The organism is Rhodanobacter sp. FW101-FHT13A11 (assembly GCF_058790335.1).
Window position 1 is genome coordinate 46733 of record NZ_JBYTCN010000002.1, and the last position, 20010, is coordinate 66742.

The window sequence follows — 20010 nt, forward strand, 5'->3', positions numbered from 1 at the left end:
TCACGCTGCACGGGCAGGGGGATCGTGTCGCCGCGACTGCAGCGTATGCCCGCCCGGAGCAGGGGCGCAAGTAGACGGCTGGACGGCCATATTACGGATGGCGCATCTGCGAGGCCGGCAAAAAAGAACCCCGCCGGGGCGGGGTGGAATGCGGGTGCAGGGGGGAATGGTTGCACCCACGCACTTTCAGTATTGCCATGCACCCGGCCGACCGACGTGGATGCAGCGTGAAAGCCGTTTTCACGCGCTGCGCTCGCCGCCGGCGCATCGGCCCTGCAACAATCGGCTCCCGGCGGCGGGCCGGGACGGCAGGCGGGGAACGGCGATGAACATGGTCAGAGGGGCGGGCGTGGCGACGCTCGCGTGTGCGGCATGGCTGGCCGGCGCGCCGGCGCTGGCTGCCGACATTTCCTGCAGGATGGATTTCCAGCTGTCCGGCTGGTCGGTGTTCTACAAGACCGCCAGCGGCAGCGGCACGGTCCATTGCAGCAACGGCCAGAGCCTGAACGTGAAGCTGCGCGCCAAGGGCGGCGGGCTGACCTTCGGCAAGACCAAGATCACCGATGGCGTCGGCAAGTTCAGCGGCGTCAGCGACGTGCGCGACGTGCTGGGCCATTACGCGAATGCCGAGGCGCACGCCGGTGCGGAGAAGTCGGCCGCGGCGCAGGTGCTGACCAAGGGCAGCGTCTCGCTGGCGCTCAGCGGCAAGGGCGAGGGCTGGAACCTGGGCGTGGCGTTCGGCGCATTCATCATCGAATGACGTGACGGCGTGCCGGCGCGGCCGTGCGTCGTGTATGCAAGCGCCGGTGCGCCCGCTAAGGTAGGCGGGAACCAGGCCCGGGAGCCATGCCATGCCCGCCTCATCCGTTGCGGCGATTCCCCGCTACAGCTTCGGCGACGAGCTGGCCAGCAGCATCGTGCACGGCCTCGGCATCGCGCTCAGCATCGCCGGGCTGGCGACGCTGGTGGCGTTCGCCGCGCTGCACGGCAGCGCGCTGACCGTGGTGGCCTGCGCGGTGTTCGGCACCTCGCTGGTGCTGCTGTACACCGCCTCCACGCTGTACCACTCGATTCCCGTGGCGGCGGCCAAGCCGGCGTTGCGCGCGCTCGACCACATCGCGATCTACGTGCTGATCGCCGGCACCTACACCCCGTTCACCCTGGTCGCCTTGCCGGGCGCGTGGGGCTGGAGCCTGTTCGTGGCGGTGTGGGCGCTGGCGCTGGCCGGCAGCGCGCTGGAGCTGGGCCTGCTCGGGCGCTACCGCAAGCTGGCGGTGCTGCTGTACGTGGGCATGGGCTGGATCGGCATGGTCGCGTTCAAGCCGCTCAGCGAGCATCTGCAGACCGGCGGCACCGTGCTGCTGCTCGCCGGCGGGTTGGCCTATACGCTGGGCGTGCCGTTCTACCTGTGGCGGCGGCTGCCGTACCACCACGCGCTGTGGCACGTGTTCGTGCTGGCCGGCAGCGTGCTGCACTTCCTCGCCGTGCTGTTGTACGTGATTCCCGACCCGGCGTGAGCATGCCGCCGAGCCTCGCGGCCCTGCGCCGCGAACTGGAGGATGCGGCCACCCACCTGGGCCGGCCGCACGACTTGCGCTTCCAGCCGATGTTCGGCGGGCTGATGGCGTACCTCGATGAAAAGCCATGCGCGTGGCTGACCCACGGCGGGCTGGCCTTGAAACTGGCGCCGGCCGATCAGCCGGCGCTGTTGCGGATCGAAGGCGCCGCGCGACTGGTCGCCAAGCCCGGCGCGGCGCCGAGCCGACACTACATCGTGCTGCCCGCCGCGCTCAGCCGCGACACCGCACGGCTTGCCGGCTGGCTGGCGAAAAGCGCGCGGTGCTGAGGGTCACGGTTTCTGCCGGGCCGGCACGAACTGCGTGCGCACCGCTTCGGCCAGCTGTTCCGGCGGCAGCAGGCCCTGGCCGATCACGAAATCGTTGAAGGCCATGCGGTCGAACTTCGGGCCCAGTGCCAGTTCGGTCTGCAGGCGCAGCTGCTGCAGGCGCAGGTAGCCGTAGAAATACGCGGTGGCCTGGCCGGGTGAGCGGAACGTGTAGCGGCTGATCTCCTGCCGCGCCATCGCCTCGGACAGGCCGACGTCGTGGACCAGCACCTGGTGCGCGCGCTCGGGCGTGATCAGGCCCAGGTTGAGCATGGGATCGAGCCACGCGCGCGCGGCACGCAGCAGGCGTGCCTGCAGCGCGGCGAACTGGCCGGCCGGCGGCTCGTAGGGCAGCATCTCGGACTCGGCGTACAGCGCCCAGCCTTCCACGTTGACGCTGTTGAACGCGAACAGGCTGCGCGCCAGCGACACGCCGCGCTCGACCATCGCCGCGAACTGCAGCTCGTGGCCGGGCCGGCCCTCGTGCGCGGTGAGCGTCCACGCCGCGGCCTTGAAGGTGAAGTCGTCGTAGGCCTGGGTCTTGTCGCCGTTCGCTGCCGGGTTGCCCATGGTCAGCACGAAGGTGCCCTGCTCGCCGTGGTTGTTGATGAACGGCGGCGGATCCATGTGCGGCGCCGGCTGCGCCGCGGATTCGGCTTCCGAGGCGAGGCGCATCTGCATCTTGCGCTGCGGCAGGGTGACGATGCGTTCGCGGCGGATGGTGTCCTCGATGTGGCCGAGCACCTCGTGGTACCACGGCGTCACCTGGTCCTTGCCCAGCTGCTGCCGCTTCAGCGCCTTCAGCACGTCGCGGTAGTCGGTGGCATCGATGCCTTCGGCCTTCGCCACCACCGGCGCCAGCACCTGCATCATGCCGCGCAGCTCGACGAACTCCAGCTGCGCCTGCTCCAGCAGCTGCTGCGGCGGGATGTCGATGCCGACCCGGCGCAGGTTGTAGGCGTACAGCGGCTCGGGCAGGCGGAAGTCGCTGCGGGCGCGCGGCAGCACGGTGCTGCGCACCCAGCCGTCGTACGCCTTCAGCTGCGCATCCAGCGCGTCCAGCGCGGCCTTGCCCGCGGCGTCGTCCAGCCGGTACTTGGCGAACAGCTGGCGGATGCCGTCCACGTAGCGCGAGGTGTTGGACAGCTTCTGCTCCACTTCGCCCTGGTACGGGCCGAGCAGCGCCTTGTCGCCGAGCCGGGCGATGGTCTGCGCCTTCGCCAGCTCGGCGATCGGCGTGCAGCCGGGCGCCTTGCCCACGTAGCACTGCAGCCGCTTCAGCGCCGAGGGGTGGCGCGCGGCGGGCACGCCGTCCTTCAGCAGGCTGAATTCGCCGCCGAACACCAGTGCGCCGACGTCGGTATACGGCAACAGGTATTTGCGGTCGAGGTCGATGCCCTCGATCTGTTCGGCGGCGGCCTTGATCAGGATCTGCAGGTCCTGCCGCACGTTGGCGTCACGTTCGTTGGCCAGCATGCCCTGGAGTTTCGCTTTCGCCGCGACCAGCGCGGCGCGCGAGCGCTCGTCCACGCCGGGCTGGAGGTCGGCGACCTTGTCGTCGTAGCCGGACACGCCCACCTGCGAGGCGAACTCCGGGCGGAAGCGGGCGATCTGGTCGAGCAGGATCTGCGAGTCGGCATTGCTGCGCGCGATCCATGCCGGCGGTGCGGCCTGGGCATGCAGCGAACCGGTCGCCGCCAGCAGGGCGGCGAAGGCGAGGGCGAGGCGTCTGGACATGGTGTTCTCCCTGGGGAAGCCCAAGCCTAGGCCGTGGCGCGTCCCGGAGGCATGTGCCGGAAGCTCAGCCGAACAGCATCGCCAGCCCGAACAGGCCGACCATCACGAACGAGAGCACCAGTTTCACCAGGGTGCCGAACAGCAGGCCGAGCCAGGTGCCGATGCCGACATGGGCCGAGCGCAGCACGCTGGTGCCGGAGGACAGCTCGCCGGCGAGCGCGCCGAGGAACGGCCCGAGCAGCAGGCCGGGGATGCCGAAGAACATGCCTACAAAGGTGCCCATCCCGGCGCCCCACAGGGCCCGCTTGCTGGCGCCGACGCGCCTGGCGCCGAGCGTACCGGCGACGAAGTCGACGATCACCCCGAGCGTGCCCAGCGCGCCGATGACCAGCAGCCACCACAGGCCCAGGTGCCGGTAACCGTCCACCGCCGCGGCCAGCCAGATGCCGCCGAACAGCATCGGGATGCCGGGCAGGGTCGGCAGCACGGCGCCGGCCAGGCCGCCGACGATCAGCAGCGCGGCGAGGATGTAGAGCGCGATATCGAGCATGGGTGTTCCGGCGAACAAGAAGTAGGAGCCCGCTCGCGGGCGATGCTGTTGCTCTGGTGCTACGACGCAGACTAGAGCAAAGGCATCGCCCGCGAGCGGGCTCCTACTTTTCCACGAACGCCCGCTCGACCACGTAGTCGCCCGGCTCGCGCGTGCGCGGCGAAGCGTGGAAGCCGCGGCCGTCGAGCAGGGCGCACAGGTCGTCCAGCATCGCCGGGCTGCCGCACAGCATCACGCGGTCGGTGTCCGGGTTCAGCGGCGGCAGGCCGGTGACCTTGCCCATCGCGCCGTCGACGATCGCGTCGGTGATGCGGCCGTGGTTCTTGAACGGCTCGCGCGTCACGGTGGGGTAGTAAATCAGCTTCTCGCGTACCAGCTCACCCAGGTAATCGTGCTGCGGCAGCTGGTTTTCCAGGTAGTCGGCGTAAGCCAGGTCGTCGACCCGGCGCACGCCGTGGGCCAGCACGATCCGGTCGAAGCGCTCGTAGGTGTCGGGGTCGCGGATGATGCTCATGAACGGCGCCAACCCGGTGCCGGTGCCGAGCAGGTACAGGTGCCTGCCGGGCTTGAGGTCGGTCAGCACCAGGGTGCCGGTGGGCTTGCGCGTGACGATCAGCGGGTCGCCGGGTTGTAGGTACTGCAGGCGCGAGGTCAGCGGGCCGTCCGGCACCTTGATCGAGAAGAACTCCAGGTGCTCCTCCCAGCTGGCGCTGGCGATCGAGTAGGCGCGCATCAGCGGACGACCCTCCGTTTCCAGCCCGATCATCACGAACTGGCCGCTGTCGAAGCGGAAACCCGGGTCGCGGGTGGTGCGGAAGGAGAACAGGCTGTCATTCCAGTGCCGCACGTCGATCACGTGCTCGGTTGCCATTGCCACCATGGTCGGTCGTCTCGCGTTGTTGCGTTGTTGCGTTGTCGGGGTGCCGGGGAAGTCGCACGCCAAGCCATCCGGCAGGCCGGCGATGGGGACTCGCGGGGAGGGCGGCCATGGCCGCGGTGCCTTGCGAGCGCCGGGATGGACGCGGCGACAGGCGCCTAGGATACGCGAGCAGGCCGCGCGGCGCCTGTGCCGGCCGCTGCGGCGACGAGTCGCGGGCTGCCAGCCACTACAATGGCGGCATGTCCAGCCCGCCTTCACCACGAACCAGCGCTCTCCCCGCCGACGATTGGCGGATCAGCGTCGCCCCGATGATGGACTGGACCGACCGCCATTGCCGCTACTTCCATCGGCTGCTGACGCCGCGGGGGCGGCTGTATACCGAGATGGTGACCAGTGCGGCGCTGGTGCGCGGCAGGCAGCTGCGCCTGCTCGAGCACAGCCAGCAGGAGCACCCGCTGGCCCTGCAACTGGGCGGCAGCGAGCCGCACGAACTGGCGCAGGCGGCGCGCTTCGGCGTCGAAGCCGGCTACGACGAGATCAACCTCAACGTGGGCTGTCCGTCGGACCGGGTGCAATCGGGCCGCTTCGGTGCCTGCCTGATGCGCGAACCGGCGCTGGTGGCCGATTGCGTCAAGGCGATGCGCGATGCGGTCGCGGATTCCGGCCGGCCCGTCCCGGTGACGGTGAAGTGCCGCATCGGCGTGGACGACCAGGACGACTACGCCGGCCTGCAGCACTTCACCGAGCTGATGCTGGAAGCCGGCGTCGGGGTGCTGGTGGTGCACGCGCGCAAGGCCTGGCTCCAGGGCCTGTCGCCGAAGGAGAACCGCGAGGTGCCGCCGCTGGACTACGAGCGGGTGTACCGGCTCAAGCGCGAATTCCCCGGGCTGGCGGTGGTGATCAACGGCGGCATCACCACGGTGGCGCAGGTGCAGGCGCACCTGGCGCAGCTGGACGGGGTGATGCTGGGCCGCGCGGCGTACCACGATCCGTACCTGCTGGCGCAGGTCGAGCATGCGCTGCACGGCGAGCCGCTGCCCACCCGCGAAAGCGTGCTGCAGCGCCTGCGACCGTACGTCGAGGCCGAGCTGGCGCGCGGCACCGCGCTGAAGCACATCAGCCGGCACCTGCTGGGCCTGTACCAGGGCGAGCCGGGCGCGCGCGGCTTCCGCCGCATCCTCAGCGAGGGTGCGCACCTGCCGGGCGCCGGCTGGGCGCTGATCGAGCGGGCGCTGGCGCCGCGCCCGGTCGCGGCGTGACAGCGCACGCCCGTCCGGCCAGTATTCAGCTGCGGTTCCCTAGGCTGAACGGCAACCGGAACCGAATCCGGCATGGAATCCAGGCAACGATGTCGAAGCAACGCCTCCCGCTGGTCCTGACACTGCTGCTGATCGCAGCCGGCGGCGCACGCGCGGCCCAGCCGGCCGCGCCGTCGTTGACGCTGGAGCAGGCGGTGGCCAAGGTGCAGCGGGAGACCGGCGGCAAGGTGCTGTCGGCTGATCCGCGCAAATTCGGTCGTCACACCGAATACCGTATCAAGGTACTCGACCCGGATGGCCACGTGCGGGTGGTGGCCGTACCGGCCGACGTCCCCCGGGGCGGTCCGCCGGTGGCGGCGCCGATCGACCCGCCCCGGGGCAATCCGGCCCCGGTTGACTCGATTCCGCGTCCGGCCATCATCGACTTAGGCAACAGAGGGAGACACTAATGCGCATCCTGTTGGTGGAGGACGAGGCGCCGTTGCGCGAGACGCTGGCGGCGCGCCTGAAACGCGACGGCTTCGCCGTCGATGCGGCGCAGGATGGCGAGGAGGGCATCTACCTCGGCCGCGAGGTGCCGTTCGACCTGGCGATCATCGACCTGGGCCTGCCCAAGATGTCCGGCATGGAGCTGGTCAAGGCGCTGCGCGAGCACGGCCAGCGCTACCCGATCCTGATCCTGACGGCGCGCGGCAGCTGGCAGGACAAGGTCGAGGGACTCAAGCACGGCGCCGACGACTACCTGGTCAAGCCGTTCCACGTCGAGGAACTGCTGGCGCGCATCAACGCGCTGGTGCGCCGCGCCAGCGGCTGGTCGAAGCCGATCCTGGCCTGCGGCATGATCAAGCTGGACACCACTGCGCAGACGGTGACGGTGGAAGGCAAGCCGGTCGATCTCACCAGCTACGAGTACAAGGTGCTGGAATACCTGATGCTGCATGCCGGCGAGCTGGTCTCCAAGGCCGACCTCACCGAGCACATCTACCAGCAGGATTTCGACCGCGACTCCAACGTGCTGGAAGTGTTCATCGGCCGCCTGCGGCGCAAGCTCGACCCGGAAGGCACCCTCAAACCCATCGAGACGGTACGTGGACGCGGATACCGCTTTGCCATACCGCGCACTGACGGCGACGACGAGTGAGACGAAGCCGCCGAGCCGCCCGCTGTCGCTGGCGGCTCGCGCGGCGATCGCCACCAGCTTCGTTCTGGCCGGGTTTCTCGGCCTGGTCGGGCTGACCCTCACGCAGACCAACAAGGCGCGCGCACTGCAGACGCTGCATGACCGGCTCGAGAACTTCGCGATCGCGTACATCACCAATACCGACGTCAACCGGTACGGCAAGCTGCTGCCGCCGGATACGCCGCCGGACCCCAACTTCTCGCGGCCGGGTTCGGGCCTGTACGCCGTGGCGATCGGCGACGGCTTCCACTGGGAGTCCTCGTCGGCGATCGGCCGTGACTTCACCTTCCTGAAACCGCTGAAGCCGGGCCAGAGCCAGTTCGTCGGCCCGATCAACACGCGCATGGGGCGGCTGTACTACTACAGCTACGGCGTGGCGTTCGACGCGCCGAACAAGAAGGTCGTAAGGCTCACCATGATGGTGGCGCAGACCGAGGACCAGCTCGAAGGCGAGAACGCGGTCTTCCGCCATACCCTGGTGATCTGGCTGTCGATCCTCGGCGTGATGCTGATCGTGCTGCAACTGCTGCTGCTGCGCTGGAGCCTGACCCCGCTGCGCGAGGTGGCCAGCGACATGAGCCGGGTCGAGCGCGGCGACAGCGAGCAGCTGGACAGCCAGTACCCGCTGGAGCTGACCGGCCTGACCGAGCGCATCAACGCGTTCATCACCAACGAACGCGAGCAGCGCACGCGCTACCGGCACACGCTGGCCGACCTGGCGCACAGCCTGAAGACGCCGCTGGCGGTGATCCGCTCACAGCTGGAATCGCCGACGGCGGGAGACGAGGCGGCGCGGCGCGCCAGCGTGCTCGACCAGGTGCGGCGGATGAACGAGCTGGTCGCCTACCAGTTGTCGCGCGCGGCCACCTCCGGCCGGCAGACCTTCGCCAGCGCGGTGCCGATCGCCGGCCATGCCGAGGACCTGGTGCAGGGCCTGGAGAAGGTTTACGCGGCGAAGAACGTGCTGTGCGAATTCGACATCGAGGATGGCGCGGTGTTCTACGGCGAGCAGGGCGACCTGCTGGAGCTGATGGGCAACCTGCTGGAGAACGCGTTCAAGTGGGCCGGTCACCGCGTGCTGCTGGTGGTGAAGATGCGCGCGCAGGCGGGCCGGCAGCGGCCCGGCCTGTGGCTGAGTGTGGAAGACGACGGCCCCGGCATCGCCGAAGACAAGATCGAGAAGGTGCTGCAGCGCGGCGTGCGCGGCGACGAGCGGGTGCAGGGCCACGGCATCGGCCTGTCGATCGTGCAGGACATCGTGCACGCCTACCGCGGCGAGCTGGTGGTGGACCGCTCGCCCGAGTTCGGCGGCGCGCGCTTCTGCGTGAGCCTGGCGGCGAGCTGAGCCGGTTGTTTCAGCGCGCGCGGCAGAAGCCGGCTGGTTCGCAGCCTTCGGCCGGCGAGCGGCCGTAGAACCTTTCCAGCAATTCGGCGACCCCGGGCTCCGCCTCGCGCAGCAGTGCCGGCTGCGAGTAGTGCAGCTCGCTGACCACGGCGAAGTACTCGGCGGCGCTCTCGGTGGCGTACGGGTCGATCGGGCTGTCGTAGCCGTGTTCCGGCATCGCGGCCAGCCGGTCGTAGGCCTGCTGGAACTGATGGATCCAGCGGCGCCGCGGGATGTCCACCAGCGGCGGCACGCCGTCGGGCGGGCCATCGAGCATGTCCAGCTTGTGCGCCATCTCGTGCACGACCACGTTGTAGCCGTCCCATGGCTGCTCCAGGTCCAGCTGCACGTCGGCCAGCGACAGCACCAGCGGGCCGTGTTCCCACGCCTCGCCGATGCGCACCTCGTCGCCCTCGGTGACCACGCCGGTGCGGTCGTCGTGGTGGCTGCGGCGCACCTTGAACTCGCCCGGATAGATCAGCACCTCGCGCCAGCCGCGCAGGCTGGCTGCGCCCTGCTGCAGCGCCGGCAGGCAGGCCTGCATGGCGATCAGCAGGCGCCAGTAGTCGTCCAGCACGGCGCCGGCCAGCGCGTGGAAGCGTTTGCGGGCGAGGAACAGCGCGGAGAGCCGGCGCAGCTGCAACTGCCGCTCCGGATCCAGCCGGCGCGCCAGCGGGCAGCCGGCGATGGCGCGTCGCCACAGCGGATCGGCAATCGGTGCAGGTTCAAGATGCGCCCGCAGGGATTGCCACCAAGACCCCGGCATGACGCCGAGCGCTTACTGGATGGATCCAGGCAGCAGCGATTGCCAGCCCAGATGCGGCCGGCGGGTTGACGCCGGGGCGGAGGAGGCGCCGCCGGAGCGGTCGTTGCCGTTGCCGGAACCGCTGCCGGAGTTGTCGCGGCTGTCGGTCTGCGGGCAGTCGCGGGCCAGTCCAACGGCATCGCCGCCGCTGCCGGCGTTGCCGTCGCGGGTGCCGGCGCCGTCGAGTGCGGCGTGCGGGGAATTGTCCAGATCCTGGGTGCCCGCGCTTGCCGCCGCGGCGCCGCCGATCCCGGCGATGCCCAAGGCGCAACCGATAAGCCAGTGGGTGACACGCATGGCGATCAAACTCCTTGACCTCACAAGCGAAGGCCTCGATCGTCTCAGAAACCCCGGCGCCCTGCCAGTGCTGCCGGCTGTGCCGGACGCGGCCCGGGCATGGCCGGCGGATGCCGCATGCTGGGTCACCCGGGCTAGAATTCGCCGATGTTCAGCCCGATCCGACCCTCTCCATTCCCCGGCCGCCGGCCCGCCGCCCTCGTGCGCGGGGCCTGCTGATGCAGCCGGTGCAGTTGCTGGCGCTGCTGGCCGATGGCGAACCCTTGTCCGGCGCCCGTCTCGCCGCGCAAGCCGGGATGACCCGTGCGGCGATCTGGAAGCAGGTCGAGGCGTTGCGTGCCCGTGGCGTGCCGGTCGAGGCGCGCGGCGCGGCCGGCTACCAGCTGCCGTGGCCGTTGCAGATGCTCGATGCCGCGCGGATTCGTGCCGCCCTGCCGGCGGCGGAGGCGCGCGCGCTGGGTGCGCTGGAGGTGCACTGGGAGCTGGATTCCACCTCCAGCGAGCTGCAGCGCCGCGGCGCCGCCGCCGGGGATTTCAGCGTGGTGCTGGCCGAGACCCAGAGCGCCGGACGCGGCCGGCGTGGCCGCGAGTGGCTGTCGCCGCCGGGGCTCAATCTCTATATGTCCTGCCTCAAGCGCTTCGATGCGGGCTTTGCCGCGCTGAGCGGGCTGTCGCTGGCGGTCGGGGTGATCGTGCTGCGTGCGCTGGAGCACCTCGGCATCGCCGGCGCCGGCCTGAAGTGGCCGAACGACGTGCTGGCCGCCGCGGGCGGCAAGCTGGGCGGCATCCTGGTCGAGCTGAACGGCGAGTACCAAGGGCCGTGCGCGGCGATCATCGGCATCGGCCTCAACCTGCGGCTGACCCCGGCACTGCGCGCGCAGGCCGGCCAGCCGGCCTGCGACCTCGCTGGCCTGGCCGGCGGCATTTCGCCGGATCGCAACCGCGTGGCGGCGGCGCTGATCGCGGCGCTGGTCGACGGTCTGCGGCAGTTCGAGCGCGACGGTTTCGCCGCGTTCGGCGCGGACTACGCCAGATACGACCTGCTGCACGGGCAGCCGTTGCAGCTGAGCGGCGCACTGGGTGCGTTCGACGGCGTCGGCGCGGGCGTGGACACACGCGGTGCCCTGCAGGTGCGCATGGCCGACGGCAGCGTGCGGCGGATCGACAGCGCGGACGTCACGGTGCGTCGTTCATGAGGCTGCTGCTCGACCTGGGCAACACCCGGCTGAAGTGGGCGCTGCAGGTGCAGGCGGATGGCTGGCTGGCGCGCGGCGCGGTGGACTGGCGCGAAGACGCGGCACGCGTGCTGGAGACCGCCTGGGCCGGTCTGCCGGCACCGTTGCGGGTGATCGGTGCGTCGGTCGTCGATGCCGCGCGCGAGGCGCAGGTGGCGGCCGTGGCGCAACGCTGCTTCGGCCGCGCGCCGGAATGGCTGCGCACGCCATCCGGCGCCTGCGGCGTGCGCAATGCGTACGCCGAGCCGGCACGGCTGGGCGTCGATCGTTTCCTGGTGATGGTCGCGGCGCATGCCGGCGGTCACGCGCCCTGCGTGCTGGCCGGCGTCGGCACCGCGCTCACGCTGGATGCGCTGGCGGCCGACGGGCAGCACCTGGGCGGGTTGATCGCGCCGGGTCCGCAGCTGATGCAGCAGTCGCTGCGGGACGCCACGGCGCAGGTGCGGCCGGAACGGCCCGGCGCGATCGTGGATCTGGCCGACAACACCGCCGACGCGGTGGCCTCGGGTTGCTGGCAGGCCGCCGCCGCCCTGGTCGAGCGCTTCGCCCTGCGCGCGGCGCCCCGGCTCGGCGCCACGCCCGAACTGATCCTCGGTGGGGGCGATGCGGCGCAGCTGTTGCCGCTGCTGTCGCTGCCGGCCCGGCTCAGCCAGGACGGCGTGCTGCGCGGCCTGGCCGTGTGGGCCCGTGCGTCCGAGGCCGGCGGCGCCCCTCTAGAATGACGACAGTTGCCGGTTGAGGGGATCCGATGTTGCTGCGTCTGCTGTTCGTTCTGTTGATCGCGCTGAATATCGCGGTAGGCGCATGGCTGCTGCTGGGGCAACCGTATGCCCGCGGCGGCAGCCCCAGCGATCCGGGCGTGGCGCAACTGCGCCTGCTGTCGGAGTTGCCGGTGCCGGCCCAGACCGCGCCGCCGGTTGCCGCGCCGCCCGCCGTTGCCGCCGCGGCGCCGCGCAACCCCAGCTACAGCTGTCTTGCGCTGGGGCCGTTCGCCACTCCGCAGGATCTGCGCAATGCGCGGCAGGCCCTGGCTGCGCAGGCCACGCGCATGCGCTCGCGCCAGGAGCAGACCAGCCAGACCAGTGGCTGGTGGGTCTACCTGCCGGCGGCCGGCAGCCGCGCCCAGGCGCTGGAAACTGCCCGGCAGCTCGCCGCGCACGACATCAGCGACTACTTCGTGGTCAACTCCGGCGACCAGCCCAACACGATTTCGCTGGGCCTGTTCCGGGATCCGGCGAACGCGCGCAAGCGCCGCGACGAGATCGCCGCGGCCGGCTTTCCGGCCCGCATGAGCGAGCGCAGCGAGAGCGTGCCCGAATACTGGCTCGACCTGGTGGTCGCCGGCGGCGGCAACTTCGACTGGCGCAGCCGCGTCCGCACCAACGGCATCGGCTCGCACAGCACCGTCTGCTTCTGACGAGCCGCTGGCCGGCCGCCGAGCGCGCCACCACGCGGCCTGCTAGAATCCGCCACCTCCGCCGGCATAGCTCAGTTGGTAGAGCAACTGATTTGTAATCAGTAGGTCGCGGGTTCGATTCCTGCTGCCGGCACCAGAATGCAGGTTTCGAAGGCCGCCCCCGGGCGGCCTTCGTCGTTCCGGGTGGATGCTGAATGGATCCGATCGCCCTTAACGCGACCATCGCGTATCGTCGACTTCGGTCGATCCACCCTCAGGCATTCGACTGGCGCGAGGGCACGTCACATGGGCACGTTGTACGTGGTGCAGGGTTTCCACGAGATGGACGGGGATGTCGTCGCGGACAAGCCGATCCTGCATGGCCTCGAGCAGCTGGCGCTGACGCGCGGCCAGATGCTGGCGGATCATTTCGATGGCGTGCTGGTGTACGCGCAGGCGGCCGACGTCGATCGTGGCGAATATTCCGAGCCGGTCATCCTGGCCAAGTACGGCCGCGTGCCGCATCCGGAACGGCAGAGCCTGGGCCGGTCGGGCTAGCGGTGCCCCGCGTCCCGGGACGCATGCGCACAGCAGGCGTAGGTCGGCGCCGACATACGCGTCGAGCGGTTTCCGCCAGACTGGGCGACGCTGGGAATACACGATCTTCCGCCCATGGGGAGGCGACGGTGGGTGTTCCGGGCGACGTCCTTGTCCGGGGATATGGCGATGCGTGTTGTCTTGACCATCAAGGAAAGCAGCCACGGCCTGTGGCGCATCTGCAGCGGAAAAGCACTGCTGTACGACCAGCTGCGCTTCGCGCCTGCGATCCGGTTGGCTCGCGGGCTGGCGCGCGATGAGCATGCCAGCTCGGGCCGCACGGTCAGCGTCGAGTTGAGCTGCGCGGAGTTCACCATCGCCCTGGTGCAGTACGCGGGGCCGGGCGCATCCCGCCGCGCCGCGGCGTGAGGGCCGCCTTCGGCCGCCGCCGCCCCGGACGGTTTCGCGGCGCGGCGGTGCTGGCTGCTCGCGGCGTTCCCGTGCCGGGACGTGGACATGCCCGTCCAAAATGAGAAATGCGTGTGCACGTAGCGTGAAAGCTTGCTAGGATCGGCGCCGACGGCTGCGCAGGGGCAGCTCGGGGTGACTGGTATGCAAACGTTGTTTGTACATTCCGCCTTCTGGCGTGGAGTGTCGCTGTTTGCAGGGATGCTGTTCGGCAAGATCGCAAGGAACAAGAATTCCGGCGGGGTCTATCACGGCGGGGATCTGGTGTCCTGGCATCCGGGCGCGCGTTCGCGCCGCGAAGACGAGCTGGTGCGAAGTCGCCAGATCGGGCTCCCCTAGACGAACACCTCCGGTATCGGCGGTGCGACGGCAGGCGTGATCGCGTGATCGCGCGTGGCGGTTCGTCTCGGTTTCGGTCACGGGAGTCATGTCCATCGCGTCGCGGCCGTTGCCGGTCCGCTTCGGCACTGCGCGCGTGTTCGTCGCTGGCCGCAGCCGCGTCGGCACGGTCGGATTCCGGCAACATGATGAAGATGAACGTCACCGTGAAGATGCGGATGCCGGGTGCGGGCGACATGCCGGCGCAGACCACCGGCCAGTTCGCAGGCATGTCCGGGAATCGCGGCATGCGCGCGATGCCGCAGCGGCAGAGGGACTGCGCCGTCAGCGACTGCCGGCAGGCGGCGATGCAGTCAGCCGCCACGCGACCTGTGGCGGCGATCCGCCGATGACGGCCGGTGACGCACGCTTCGAACTGCCGCCGGCGGCAACATCCGCGGCAGTGTCCATGCGGACAGCAGCGTCGGTGGTCACGGCATGCTCATGGACACGACGCATGCGGGCGAACGTACCGGTGGCGGCGACTACGCCGCGAGCCAGCAGAAACATTGAGCGGATGCGCCGGCAGCGCTCGGGCGGGCCGGCCGTGGCCCCGTGACGGTCGCGCACCTGCGTGGGCCCGGTTGCTGCGGGCCGGGGCGTGTCCCTCGGCGGGGCGGGGGCGTTCCGGTAGACTCCGAAGGATCCGCAACGAGCCGGTCGCGCAGCCCCCTCCCGGCAGGAACGGCGACGAGTTGTTCGGAGCGGCATGAGGCCGCTTTCGTCTGGCCAGGGTCGGCGTCTGCCGTCATGCATCAGGTAAACACAGGCATATGGACAAACAGACCGTTTCATTGATCGGCGTGCCGACCGACATCGGCGCCGGCCATCGCGGTGCCGCGATGGGGCCGGAGGCGCTGCGCGTGGCCAGGCTGGCGGAAAAACTGGAGCGTCGCGGGCTGAAGGTGATCGACCGCGGCAACCTGCAGGGCCCGCTCAACCCGTGGCAGCCGCCCGAACACGGCTATCGCCACCTGGACGAGGTGGTTGCATGGAATACGGCCGTCTATGCGGCTGTTCACCAGGAGCTGCAGGCCGGGCGTCTGCCCATCATGCTCGGCGGCGACCACTCCCTGGCGATCGGCTCGATCTCGGCGGTGGCGCGCCATTGCCACGACGAGGGCAAGCGGCTGCGCGTGCTGTGGCTGGATGCGCATACCGATTTCAACACGGCGCAAGCCACGCCCAGCGGGAACATCCATGGCATGCCGGTGGCCTGCCTGTGCGGCGTCGGCCCGGAAGGTCTTACCGGGCTCAGCGGCAGCACGCCGGCGACCACGCCGGACGTGTTCCGCTACATCGGCATCCGTTCGGTCGACGAGGGCGAGAAGCAGCTGGTACGCGAGGCGAACATGCAGGTGCACGACATGCGCCATATCGACGAGATCGGCATGAAGCGCGTGATGGAGGAGGCGCTGGCCGGGCTCGACGAGCACACCCACCTGCACGTGAGCTTCGACGTCGACTTCCTCGACCCCAGCATCGCGCCGGGCGTGGGCACCACCGTGCGCGGCGGGCCGAATTACCGCGAGGCGCAGTTGTGCATGGAGATGATCGCCGATGCGGGGCGCGTGGCGTCGCTGGACATCGTCGAGCTGAACCCGGCCTTCGACAAGCGCAACCAGACCGCGAAGCTGGCGGTGGACCTGGTCGAGTCGCTGTTCGGCAAGTCCACGCTGATCCGCTGAAGCGGAACGGATAGGTTCCGGCGCGACCCGAGGGGCCGCGCCGGAGGGTCGCTCATTCCTCGACGAGCCTGGCGTCCGGCGCGTTCGCCGCCACCGAGGCGATGCCGGCATCGCGCGAGCGCTCGCTCTCGTACATTTCGCTGCTGCCGATGACCTGGTGATTGGCGGCTTTCAGGTTGAAGTGGAACTTGCCGTTGGTCGAGATCTTCTTCTCGTAGCGCGCCGCATCCGGCGCGTTCTTGCGTACCGACTCGATGCCGTTGCGCGCGCCGGCCTTGTCCTTGTATCCCTCGCTCTTGAGGATGATCTCGCCGTTGCCGGCCTTGAGGTTGAAGTACGTCTCGCCGTTCTTGCCGGTGAACATCGTGAATTTGCCGCTCATCAGCTTCGATCTCCTTGCCATGGTCGGGTCGGCAGAATCTGGACCGGTTCGCGTGATTTTTTTGGGAAGGATGCTGCCAGTCGCCGCGGCTGGCCGGTCGAGCGGTTTTGCCGGATGTCGTAGACTGGCGCTTTACCTGTGCGGCACAGCATGAATACCCGAGTCCTCACCGGCATCACCACCACCGGCACGCCGCACCTGGGCAATTACGTGGGCGCGATCCGCCCGGCCGTCGAGGCCAGCCGGCGCGACGACGTGGACGCGTTCTTCTTCCTTGCCGACTACCACGCGCTGATCAAGAGCGACGACGCCGCGCGGATCGAGCGCTCGCGGCTGGAGATCGCCGCCACCTGGCTGGCCGCCGGCCTGGACCCGCGGCGGGTCACCTTCTACCGCCAGTCGGACATCCCGGAAATCCCGGAGTTGACCTGGTTCCTCACCTGCATCGCCTCGAAGGGCATGCTCAACCGCGCGCATGCGTACAAGGCCGCGGTGGACAAGAACACCGCGGCGGGCGAGGACGCCGATGCCGGCATCACCGCCGGGCTGTACATGTACCCGGTGCTGATGGCGGCCGACATCCTGGCGTTCGACGCGAACCAGGTGCCGGTGGGGCGCGACCAGATCCAGCACATCGAGATGGCGCGCGACCTCGGCCAGCGTTTCAACCATCTGCACGGCGACGAGTTCTTCGTGCTGCCGGAGGCGCTGATCGAGGAGCAGGTGGCCACGCTGCCGGGCCTGGACGGCCGCAAGATGTCGAAGAGCTACGACAACACGATCCCGCTGTTCGCCGGCGGCGGGAAGCAGCTGCGCGAGACGATCATGCGCATCGTCACCGACTCGCGGGCGCCCGGCGAGCCGAAGGATCCGGACAGCTCCGCGCTGTTCACCATCTTCCGCGCGTTCGCCAGCGAGGCCGAGACCGCGGCGTTCCGCCAGGCCCTGCTGGAGGGCATCGGCTGGGGCGAGGCGAAGCAGGTGTTGTACGAACGGGTCGAGGCCGACGTGGCGCCGATGCGCGAACGCTACGAGGCGCTGATGGCGGACCCCGCCGCGATCGAGGCGATCCTGCGGCAGGGCGCGCAGAAGGCGCGCGCAATCGCCACGCCGAAGGTGGCCGCATTGCGCGGCGTGCTGGGGCTGCGCGCGATGACCACCGCGCCGGCACGCGCCGGCCAGCCGAAGGCTGCGCCGAAGCCAGGCAAGATGCCGCGCTTCGCCAGCTTCCGCGACGCCGACGGCAGTTTCCGCTTCCGCCTGTTCTCCGCGGATGGCGAGGAGCTGCTGCTGTCGAAGCCGTTTGCCGATCCGAAGGCCGCCGGTGCGCTGCAGAAACGCCTCAAGGGGCTGGGCACCGCCGCCGTGCTGCAGGTCCAGCCTCGGGCCCTGGTGCTGGAGCTGGATGGCGCGCCGGTCGCCACGACGCCGGAGTACCACGAGGAGCAGGCACGCGACGAAGCGCTGGCGCGTCTGCGCGAAGCGCTGGATCTGCTCGCCCTCGCCGCGCAGGAGTGATGCGCGGCGTGTCCCCTTTTCCGCAGAGTCCGTAACCCATGCGCTTTCTCGCCATCCTGCTGCTCGCCCCGTGGCTGCTGATTCTCGGCTGGGCCTACTGGGCCTACCCGAAGAACCTGCCGCGCACGTCGGGGCGGCGGATCTTCGATTTCACCGCCCTGCTGCTGGCCGCGGTGGCCACGGTGCAAGGCGCCGTGCTGGGATTCGAGGGAGCCGGGAAGCCGGTCGCCGGCGAGTTCGGTCCGGCCAGCGGCGCGATCTGGCAGCAGGTGCTGCCGGCGTTGTACGGCTATGGCGCCTGCGTCGCCGTACTGGCGGTGGCGATGATCGTGCGCCACGTCATCTTCCGCCGCGGCGCGGGCTGAGCCGGGCCGGGCGATGCGTCCGGTGTGGTCGATATCCCGGCCAGCAGCGGACGCATCGCGGCTCGAACGGCGCCCGCGGCCGCAAACCGGCCACGCGGTATCGGCATCCATCCCCGCGCCGTGGGTCTGTCCGCAGGGAATCGGCAGTGGCGCACAAAGCGGATCGTAATATCTTGCGAATCATGCACTTGCTGGACACCGGCAGGATTTTCCGTGGGATACTCGGCCGCCAGCCGTGGGGAGCCATGACAAGCATGTCGCGGGACGGCTGGTCGTCATCGGTTTGCGCGTAGCGCCCGATTGTCAGCCGTGCGGGTGCCGTATGCGTGATCCGATCCATTAGACAGATCCATGCATCTTCACTGGAGGGGAATACATGTCACCATGCAAATTGGGAGGCGTGGGCGTCGTGCTGTGCGCAGCCGTCAGCCTGGCCGCCGTGGGCACCGCCCGCGCCGACACCATCGGATCACCCGAAGTCACTTCGGCGAAACACGACACGCTGCATTCGCTGCGCGGCACCATGCCGCGGCCGGACGATTTCTCCAAGAGCGGGCGCAACCATCCGGCACGCCCGCTGCCCTGGCTGGATGGCCCCGGCACCCCGAGCGACGGCGCCGTGCAAAGCACGACCACCGGCGTTGCCGCGCCCACGCTCGGTTCCGGCATCGATGGCGTCGGCAATGGCTTCAGCGGGCCGCAAGGCACGTTTACCGTGAACAGCGCGCCGCCGGACACCAATGGCGCCGTCGGCGCCACCCAGTACGTGCAGATCGTCAACAGCGGCTTTGCGGTGTTCGACAAGGCGACCAAGTCGGTGACCTACGGCCCGGTGCTCACCAAGACCCTGTGGTCCGGCTTCGGCGGTCCTTGCGAAGCGGACAACGACGGTGACGCCACCGTGGTCTACGACAAGGCGGCCGGTCGCTGGGTGATCTCGCAGTTCGCGGTCACCGCCGCGCCCTACTTCGAGTGCGTGGCGGTCTCCGCCACCAGCGACGCCACCGGTGCCTACTACCGCTACGCGTTCCCGTACGGCAGCACGTTCCCGGACTACCCGAAGATGGGTGTATGGCCGGATGCGTACTACGAGACGTTCAACATGTTCAACGGCAACACGTTCGCCGGCGCGAAGCTGTGCGCCTACGACCGCAATGCCATGTTGAGCGGCGCCGCGGCCACCCAGCAGTGCTTCCAGCTCTCCACCTCCTACGGTGGCGTGCTGCCGGCCGACCTGGACGGCTCCACCGCGCCGCCGGCGGGTTCGCCGAACTACCTGATGAACTTCACCGCGAACCAGCTCAACCTGTGGAAGTTCCACGTCGACTGGAGCAACACCGCCAACACCACGCTGACCGGCCCGGTCGCCATTCCGGTGGCATCGTTCGCCACGGCGTGCGGCGGCGGCACCTGCGTGCCGCAGGCTGGCGTATCGCAGAAGCTCGACTCGCTGGCCGACCGCCTGATGTTCCGCCTGGCCTACCGCCACTTCACCGACCACGAATCGCTGGTGGTCACCCACTCGGTGAAGGTCGGCACGACCAGGCAGAACCCGTACACAGGCGTGCGCTGGTACGAAGTCCGCAGCCCGGGCACCACGCCGGTGGTCTACCAGCAGTCCACCTTCTCGCCCGACAACACCTATCGCTGGCTGGGCTCGGTGGCGATGGACAAGCAGGGCAACATGGCGCTGGGTTACAGCGCTTCCAGCAGCGGCATCCATCCGGCCATCCGCTACACCGGCCGCCTGGCGACCGATGCGCTGAGCACCATGCAGGCCGAGAACAGCATCATCGAAGGCCTGGGCTCGCAGAGCGGCAGCAACCTGTCGCGCTGGGGCGACTACAGTGCGATGACCATCGATCCGGTGGACGACTGCACGTTCTGGTACACCAGCGAGTACCTGAACACCACCGGTGCGTTCAACTGGAGCACGCGGATCGCGTCGTTCAAGTTCCCGACCTGCCAGTAAGTCGGAGCTTCCGTCCCGCACGCAGTGCGGGACGGGAGTCTTGCAGACGAAAGGAGACGGGGCCGCCTTCGGGCGGCCTCGTTTTTTTGCGGGT

24 protein-coding genes and 1 tRNA gene are annotated in these 20010 nt (G+C 69.5%); 19 read left to right on the top strand and 6 right to left on the bottom strand.

Features of this window, described 5'->3' with window-relative positions:
• The first annotated feature begins 331 nt into the window (after nt 1-331).
• From AC3WRN_RS02730 to AC3WRN_RS02740, 3 genes are all read left to right on the top strand, one after another.
• Complete coding sequence (locus AC3WRN_RS02730) at nt 332-760, top strand: hypothetical protein (RefSeq protein WP_492622036.1); 429 nt, start codon at nt 332-334, stop codon at nt 758-760.
• Nucleotides 761-851: 91 nt separating this feature from the next.
• A complete protein-coding gene (trhA, locus tag AC3WRN_RS02735; protein WP_492621794.1) occupies nt 852-1517 on the top strand; it encodes a PAQR family membrane homeostasis protein TrhA in 666 nt (221 codons plus the stop codon).
• 2 nt (nt 1518-1519) lie between these two features.
• Nucleotides 1520-1846 carry a TfoX/Sxy family protein gene (locus AC3WRN_RS02740; RefSeq protein WP_492621795.1) on the top strand — a complete coding sequence of 109 codons (327 nt, stop codon included), beginning with the start codon at nt 1520-1522 and terminating at the stop codon, nt 1844-1846.
• A 3-nt stretch (nt 1847-1849) separates the two neighbouring features.
• On the opposite strand, the gene AC3WRN_RS02745 is transcribed toward AC3WRN_RS02740, so the two are convergent.
• The 3 genes from AC3WRN_RS02745 to AC3WRN_RS02755 form a co-directional block, all read right to left on the bottom strand.
• Nucleotides 1850-3622 (bottom strand): DUF885 domain-containing protein, encoded by a 1773-nt coding sequence (locus AC3WRN_RS02745; RefSeq protein ID WP_492621796.1) that lies wholly within the window; start codon nt 3620-3622, stop codon nt 1850-1852.
• 64 nt (nt 3623-3686) lie between these two features.
• Nucleotides 3687-4172, bottom strand: a complete 486-nt coding sequence (locus AC3WRN_RS02750) for a DUF456 domain-containing protein (protein ID WP_492621797.1) — start codon at nt 4170-4172, stop codon at nt 3687-3689.
• Between the two features lie 103 nt (nt 4173-4275).
• Nucleotides 4276-5052 carry a ferredoxin--NADP reductase gene (locus AC3WRN_RS02755; protein WP_492621798.1) on the bottom strand — a complete coding sequence of 259 codons (777 nt, stop codon included), beginning with the start codon at nt 5050-5052 and terminating at the stop codon, nt 4276-4278.
• Nucleotides 5053-5291: 239 nt separating this feature from the next.
• Between AC3WRN_RS02755 and dusA the strand changes: the two genes are divergently transcribed.
• The 4 genes from dusA (at nt 5292) to AC3WRN_RS02775 (ending at nt 8836) form a co-directional block, all read left to right on the top strand.
• Nucleotides 5292-6311 (top strand): tRNA dihydrouridine(20/20a) synthase DusA, encoded by a 1020-nt coding sequence (gene dusA / locus AC3WRN_RS02760; RefSeq protein ID WP_492621799.1) that lies wholly within the window; start codon nt 5292-5294, stop codon nt 6309-6311.
• A gap of 89 nt (nt 6312-6400) precedes the next feature.
• Nucleotides 6401-6760 carry a PepSY domain-containing protein gene (locus AC3WRN_RS02765; RefSeq protein WP_492621800.1) on the top strand — a complete coding sequence of 120 codons (360 nt, stop codon included), beginning with the start codon at nt 6401-6403 and terminating at the stop codon, nt 6758-6760.
• The gene (locus AC3WRN_RS02770) at nt 6760-7452 is read left to right on the top strand and encodes a response regulator transcription factor (protein ID WP_492621801.1); all 693 of its coding nucleotides are present in this window, start codon (nt 6760-6762) and stop codon (nt 7450-7452) included. The genes AC3WRN_RS02765 and AC3WRN_RS02770 overlap by 1 nt, the downstream gene beginning before the upstream one ends.
• The gene (locus AC3WRN_RS02775) at nt 7418-8836 is read left to right on the top strand and encodes an ATP-binding protein (RefSeq protein ID WP_068095852.1); all 1419 of its coding nucleotides are present in this window, start codon (nt 7418-7420) and stop codon (nt 8834-8836) included. Before AC3WRN_RS02770 ends, AC3WRN_RS02775 begins: the two co-directional genes overlap by 35 nt.
• 10 nt (nt 8837-8846) lie before the next feature.
• Here the strand turns inward: AC3WRN_RS02775 and AC3WRN_RS02780 are convergent, their stop codons facing one another.
• On the bottom strand, nt 8847-9641 hold the full coding sequence (locus AC3WRN_RS02780; protein ID WP_492621802.1) for a M90 family metallopeptidase: 795 nt from the start codon (nt 9639-9641) through the stop codon (nt 8847-8849).
• 12 nt (nt 9642-9653) lie between these two features.
• Entirely contained in the window at nt 9654-9977 is a 324-nt protein-coding gene (locus tag AC3WRN_RS02785) for a hypothetical protein (protein WP_068095887.1), read from the bottom strand.
• A 218-nt stretch (nt 9978-10195) separates the two neighbouring features.
• On the opposite strand from AC3WRN_RS02785, the gene AC3WRN_RS02790 reads away from it, so the two are divergent.
• From AC3WRN_RS02790 to rocF, 9 genes are all read left to right on the top strand, one after another.
• Entirely contained in the window at nt 10196-11173 is a 978-nt protein-coding gene (locus AC3WRN_RS02790; protein WP_492621803.1) for a biotin--[acetyl-CoA-carboxylase] ligase, read from the top strand.
• On the top strand, nt 11170-11934 hold the full coding sequence (locus AC3WRN_RS02795; RefSeq protein WP_492621804.1) for a type III pantothenate kinase: 765 nt from the start codon (nt 11170-11172) through the stop codon (nt 11932-11934). The genes AC3WRN_RS02790 and AC3WRN_RS02795 overlap by 4 nt, the downstream gene beginning before the upstream one ends.
• Before the next feature lie 26 nt (nt 11935-11960).
• Complete coding sequence (locus AC3WRN_RS02800; protein ID WP_492621805.1) at nt 11961-12629, top strand: SPOR domain-containing protein; 669 nt, start codon at nt 11961-11963, stop codon at nt 12627-12629.
• 60 nt (nt 12630-12689) lie between these two features.
• Nucleotides 12690-12765: transfer RNA gene (locus AC3WRN_RS02805), tRNA-Thr, on the top strand.
• Between the two features lie 149 nt (nt 12766-12914).
• A complete protein-coding gene (locus tag AC3WRN_RS02810) occupies nt 12915-13166 on the top strand; it encodes a hypothetical protein (protein ID WP_068095844.1) in 252 nt (83 codons plus the stop codon).
• Between the two features lie 168 nt (nt 13167-13334).
• Entirely contained in the window at nt 13335-13574 is a 240-nt protein-coding gene (locus AC3WRN_RS02815) for a hypothetical protein (RefSeq protein ID WP_068095885.1), read from the top strand.
• Nucleotides 13575-13757: 183 nt separating this feature from the next.
• Nucleotides 13758-13952, top strand: coding sequence for a hypothetical protein (locus tag AC3WRN_RS02820; protein WP_153021739.1), 195 nt, complete (start codon nt 13758-13760; stop codon nt 13950-13952).
• 185 nt (nt 13953-14137) lie between these two features.
• Complete coding sequence (locus tag AC3WRN_RS02825) at nt 14138-14344, top strand: hypothetical protein (RefSeq protein ID WP_492621806.1); 207 nt, start codon at nt 14138-14140, stop codon at nt 14342-14344.
• A 420-nt stretch (nt 14345-14764) separates the two neighbouring features.
• On the top strand, nt 14765-15679 hold the full coding sequence (rocF, locus tag AC3WRN_RS02830; protein WP_068095842.1) for an arginase: 915 nt from the start codon (nt 14765-14767) through the stop codon (nt 15677-15679).
• Nucleotides 15680-15731: 52 nt separating this feature from the next.
• Here the strand turns inward: rocF and AC3WRN_RS02835 are convergent, their stop codons facing one another.
• Entirely contained in the window at nt 15732-16061 is a 330-nt protein-coding gene (locus AC3WRN_RS02835; RefSeq protein ID WP_068095841.1) for a YegP family protein, read from the bottom strand.
• 150 nt (nt 16062-16211) lie between these two features.
• Here AC3WRN_RS02835 and AC3WRN_RS02840 point away from each other — a divergent pair, with 150 nt between their 5' ends.
• From AC3WRN_RS02840 to AC3WRN_RS02850, 3 genes are all read left to right on the top strand, one after another.
• Complete coding sequence (locus AC3WRN_RS02840; RefSeq protein ID WP_492621807.1) at nt 16212-17579, top strand: tryptophan--tRNA ligase; 1368 nt, start codon at nt 16212-16214, stop codon at nt 17577-17579.
• A 38-nt stretch (nt 17580-17617) separates the two neighbouring features.
• The gene (locus tag AC3WRN_RS02845) at nt 17618-17944 is read left to right on the top strand and encodes a hypothetical protein (RefSeq protein ID WP_068095838.1); all 327 of its coding nucleotides are present in this window, start codon (nt 17618-17620) and stop codon (nt 17942-17944) included.
• A 376-nt stretch (nt 17945-18320) separates the two neighbouring features.
• Entirely contained in the window at nt 18321-19916 is a 1596-nt protein-coding gene (locus AC3WRN_RS02850; RefSeq protein ID WP_068095837.1) for a hypothetical protein, read from the top strand.
• The last annotated feature ends 94 nt before the right edge of the window (nt 19917-20010 follow it).

What these genes read in the sequence shown, in the direction of transcription:
- AC3WRN_RS02730 (WP_492622036.1), top strand. Translation starts at nt 332, where the DNA reads ATGGTCAGAGGGGCGGGCGTGGCGACGCTCGCGTGTGCGGCATGGCTG.
- trhA (WP_492621794.1), top strand. Translation starts at nt 852, where the DNA reads ATGCCCGCCTCATCCGTTGCGGCGATTCCCCGCTACAGCTTCGGCGAC.
- AC3WRN_RS02740 (WP_492621795.1), top strand. Translation starts at nt 1,520, where the DNA reads ATGCCGCCGAGCCTCGCGGCCCTGCGCCGCGAACTGGAGGATGCGGCC.
- AC3WRN_RS02745 (WP_492621796.1), bottom strand. Translation starts at nt 3,622, where the DNA reads ATGTCCAGACGCCTCGCCCTCGCCTTCGCCGCCCTGCTGGCGGCGACC.
- AC3WRN_RS02750 (WP_492621797.1), bottom strand. Translation starts at nt 4,172, where the DNA reads ATGCTCGATATCGCGCTCTACATCCTCGCCGCGCTGCTGATCGTCGGC.
- AC3WRN_RS02755 (WP_492621798.1), bottom strand. Translation starts at nt 5,052, where the DNA reads ATGGTGGCAATGGCAACCGAGCACGTGATCGACGTGCGGCACTGGAAT.
- dusA (WP_492621799.1), top strand. Translation starts at nt 5,292, where the DNA reads ATGTCCAGCCCGCCTTCACCACGAACCAGCGCTCTCCCCGCCGACGAT.
- AC3WRN_RS02765 (WP_492621800.1), top strand. Translation starts at nt 6,401, where the DNA reads ATGTCGAAGCAACGCCTCCCGCTGGTCCTGACACTGCTGCTGATCGCA.
- AC3WRN_RS02770 (WP_492621801.1), top strand. Translation starts at nt 6,760, where the DNA reads ATGCGCATCCTGTTGGTGGAGGACGAGGCGCCGTTGCGCGAGACGCTG.
- AC3WRN_RS02780 (WP_492621802.1), bottom strand. Translation starts at nt 9,641, where the DNA reads ATGCCGGGGTCTTGGTGGCAATCCCTGCGGGCGCATCTTGAACCTGCA.
- AC3WRN_RS02785 (WP_068095887.1), bottom strand. Translation starts at nt 9,977, where the DNA reads ATGCGTGTCACCCACTGGCTTATCGGTTGCGCCTTGGGCATCGCCGGG.
- AC3WRN_RS02790 (WP_492621803.1), top strand. Translation starts at nt 10,196, where the DNA reads ATGCAGCCGGTGCAGTTGCTGGCGCTGCTGGCCGATGGCGAACCCTTG.
- AC3WRN_RS02795 (WP_492621804.1), top strand. Translation starts at nt 11,170, where the DNA reads ATGAGGCTGCTGCTCGACCTGGGCAACACCCGGCTGAAGTGGGCGCTG.
- AC3WRN_RS02800 (WP_492621805.1), top strand. Translation starts at nt 11,961, where the DNA reads ATGTTGCTGCGTCTGCTGTTCGTTCTGTTGATCGCGCTGAATATCGCG.
- AC3WRN_RS02810 (WP_068095844.1), top strand. Translation starts at nt 12,915, where the DNA reads ATGGGCACGTTGTACGTGGTGCAGGGTTTCCACGAGATGGACGGGGAT.
- AC3WRN_RS02815 (WP_068095885.1), top strand. Translation starts at nt 13,335, where the DNA reads ATGCGTGTTGTCTTGACCATCAAGGAAAGCAGCCACGGCCTGTGGCGC.
- AC3WRN_RS02820 (WP_153021739.1), top strand. Translation starts at nt 13,758, where the DNA reads ATGCAAACGTTGTTTGTACATTCCGCCTTCTGGCGTGGAGTGTCGCTG.
- AC3WRN_RS02825 (WP_492621806.1), top strand. Translation starts at nt 14,138, where the DNA reads ATGATGAAGATGAACGTCACCGTGAAGATGCGGATGCCGGGTGCGGGC.
- rocF (WP_068095842.1), top strand. Translation starts at nt 14,765, where the DNA reads ATGGACAAACAGACCGTTTCATTGATCGGCGTGCCGACCGACATCGGC.
- AC3WRN_RS02835 (WP_068095841.1), bottom strand. Translation starts at nt 16,061, where the DNA reads ATGAGCGGCAAATTCACGATGTTCACCGGCAAGAACGGCGAGACGTAC.
- AC3WRN_RS02840 (WP_492621807.1), top strand. Translation starts at nt 16,212, where the DNA reads ATGAATACCCGAGTCCTCACCGGCATCACCACCACCGGCACGCCGCAC.
- AC3WRN_RS02845 (WP_068095838.1), top strand. Translation starts at nt 17,618, where the DNA reads ATGCGCTTTCTCGCCATCCTGCTGCTCGCCCCGTGGCTGCTGATTCTC.
- AC3WRN_RS02850 (WP_068095837.1), top strand. Translation starts at nt 18,321, where the DNA reads ATGTCACCATGCAAATTGGGAGGCGTGGGCGTCGTGCTGTGCGCAGCC.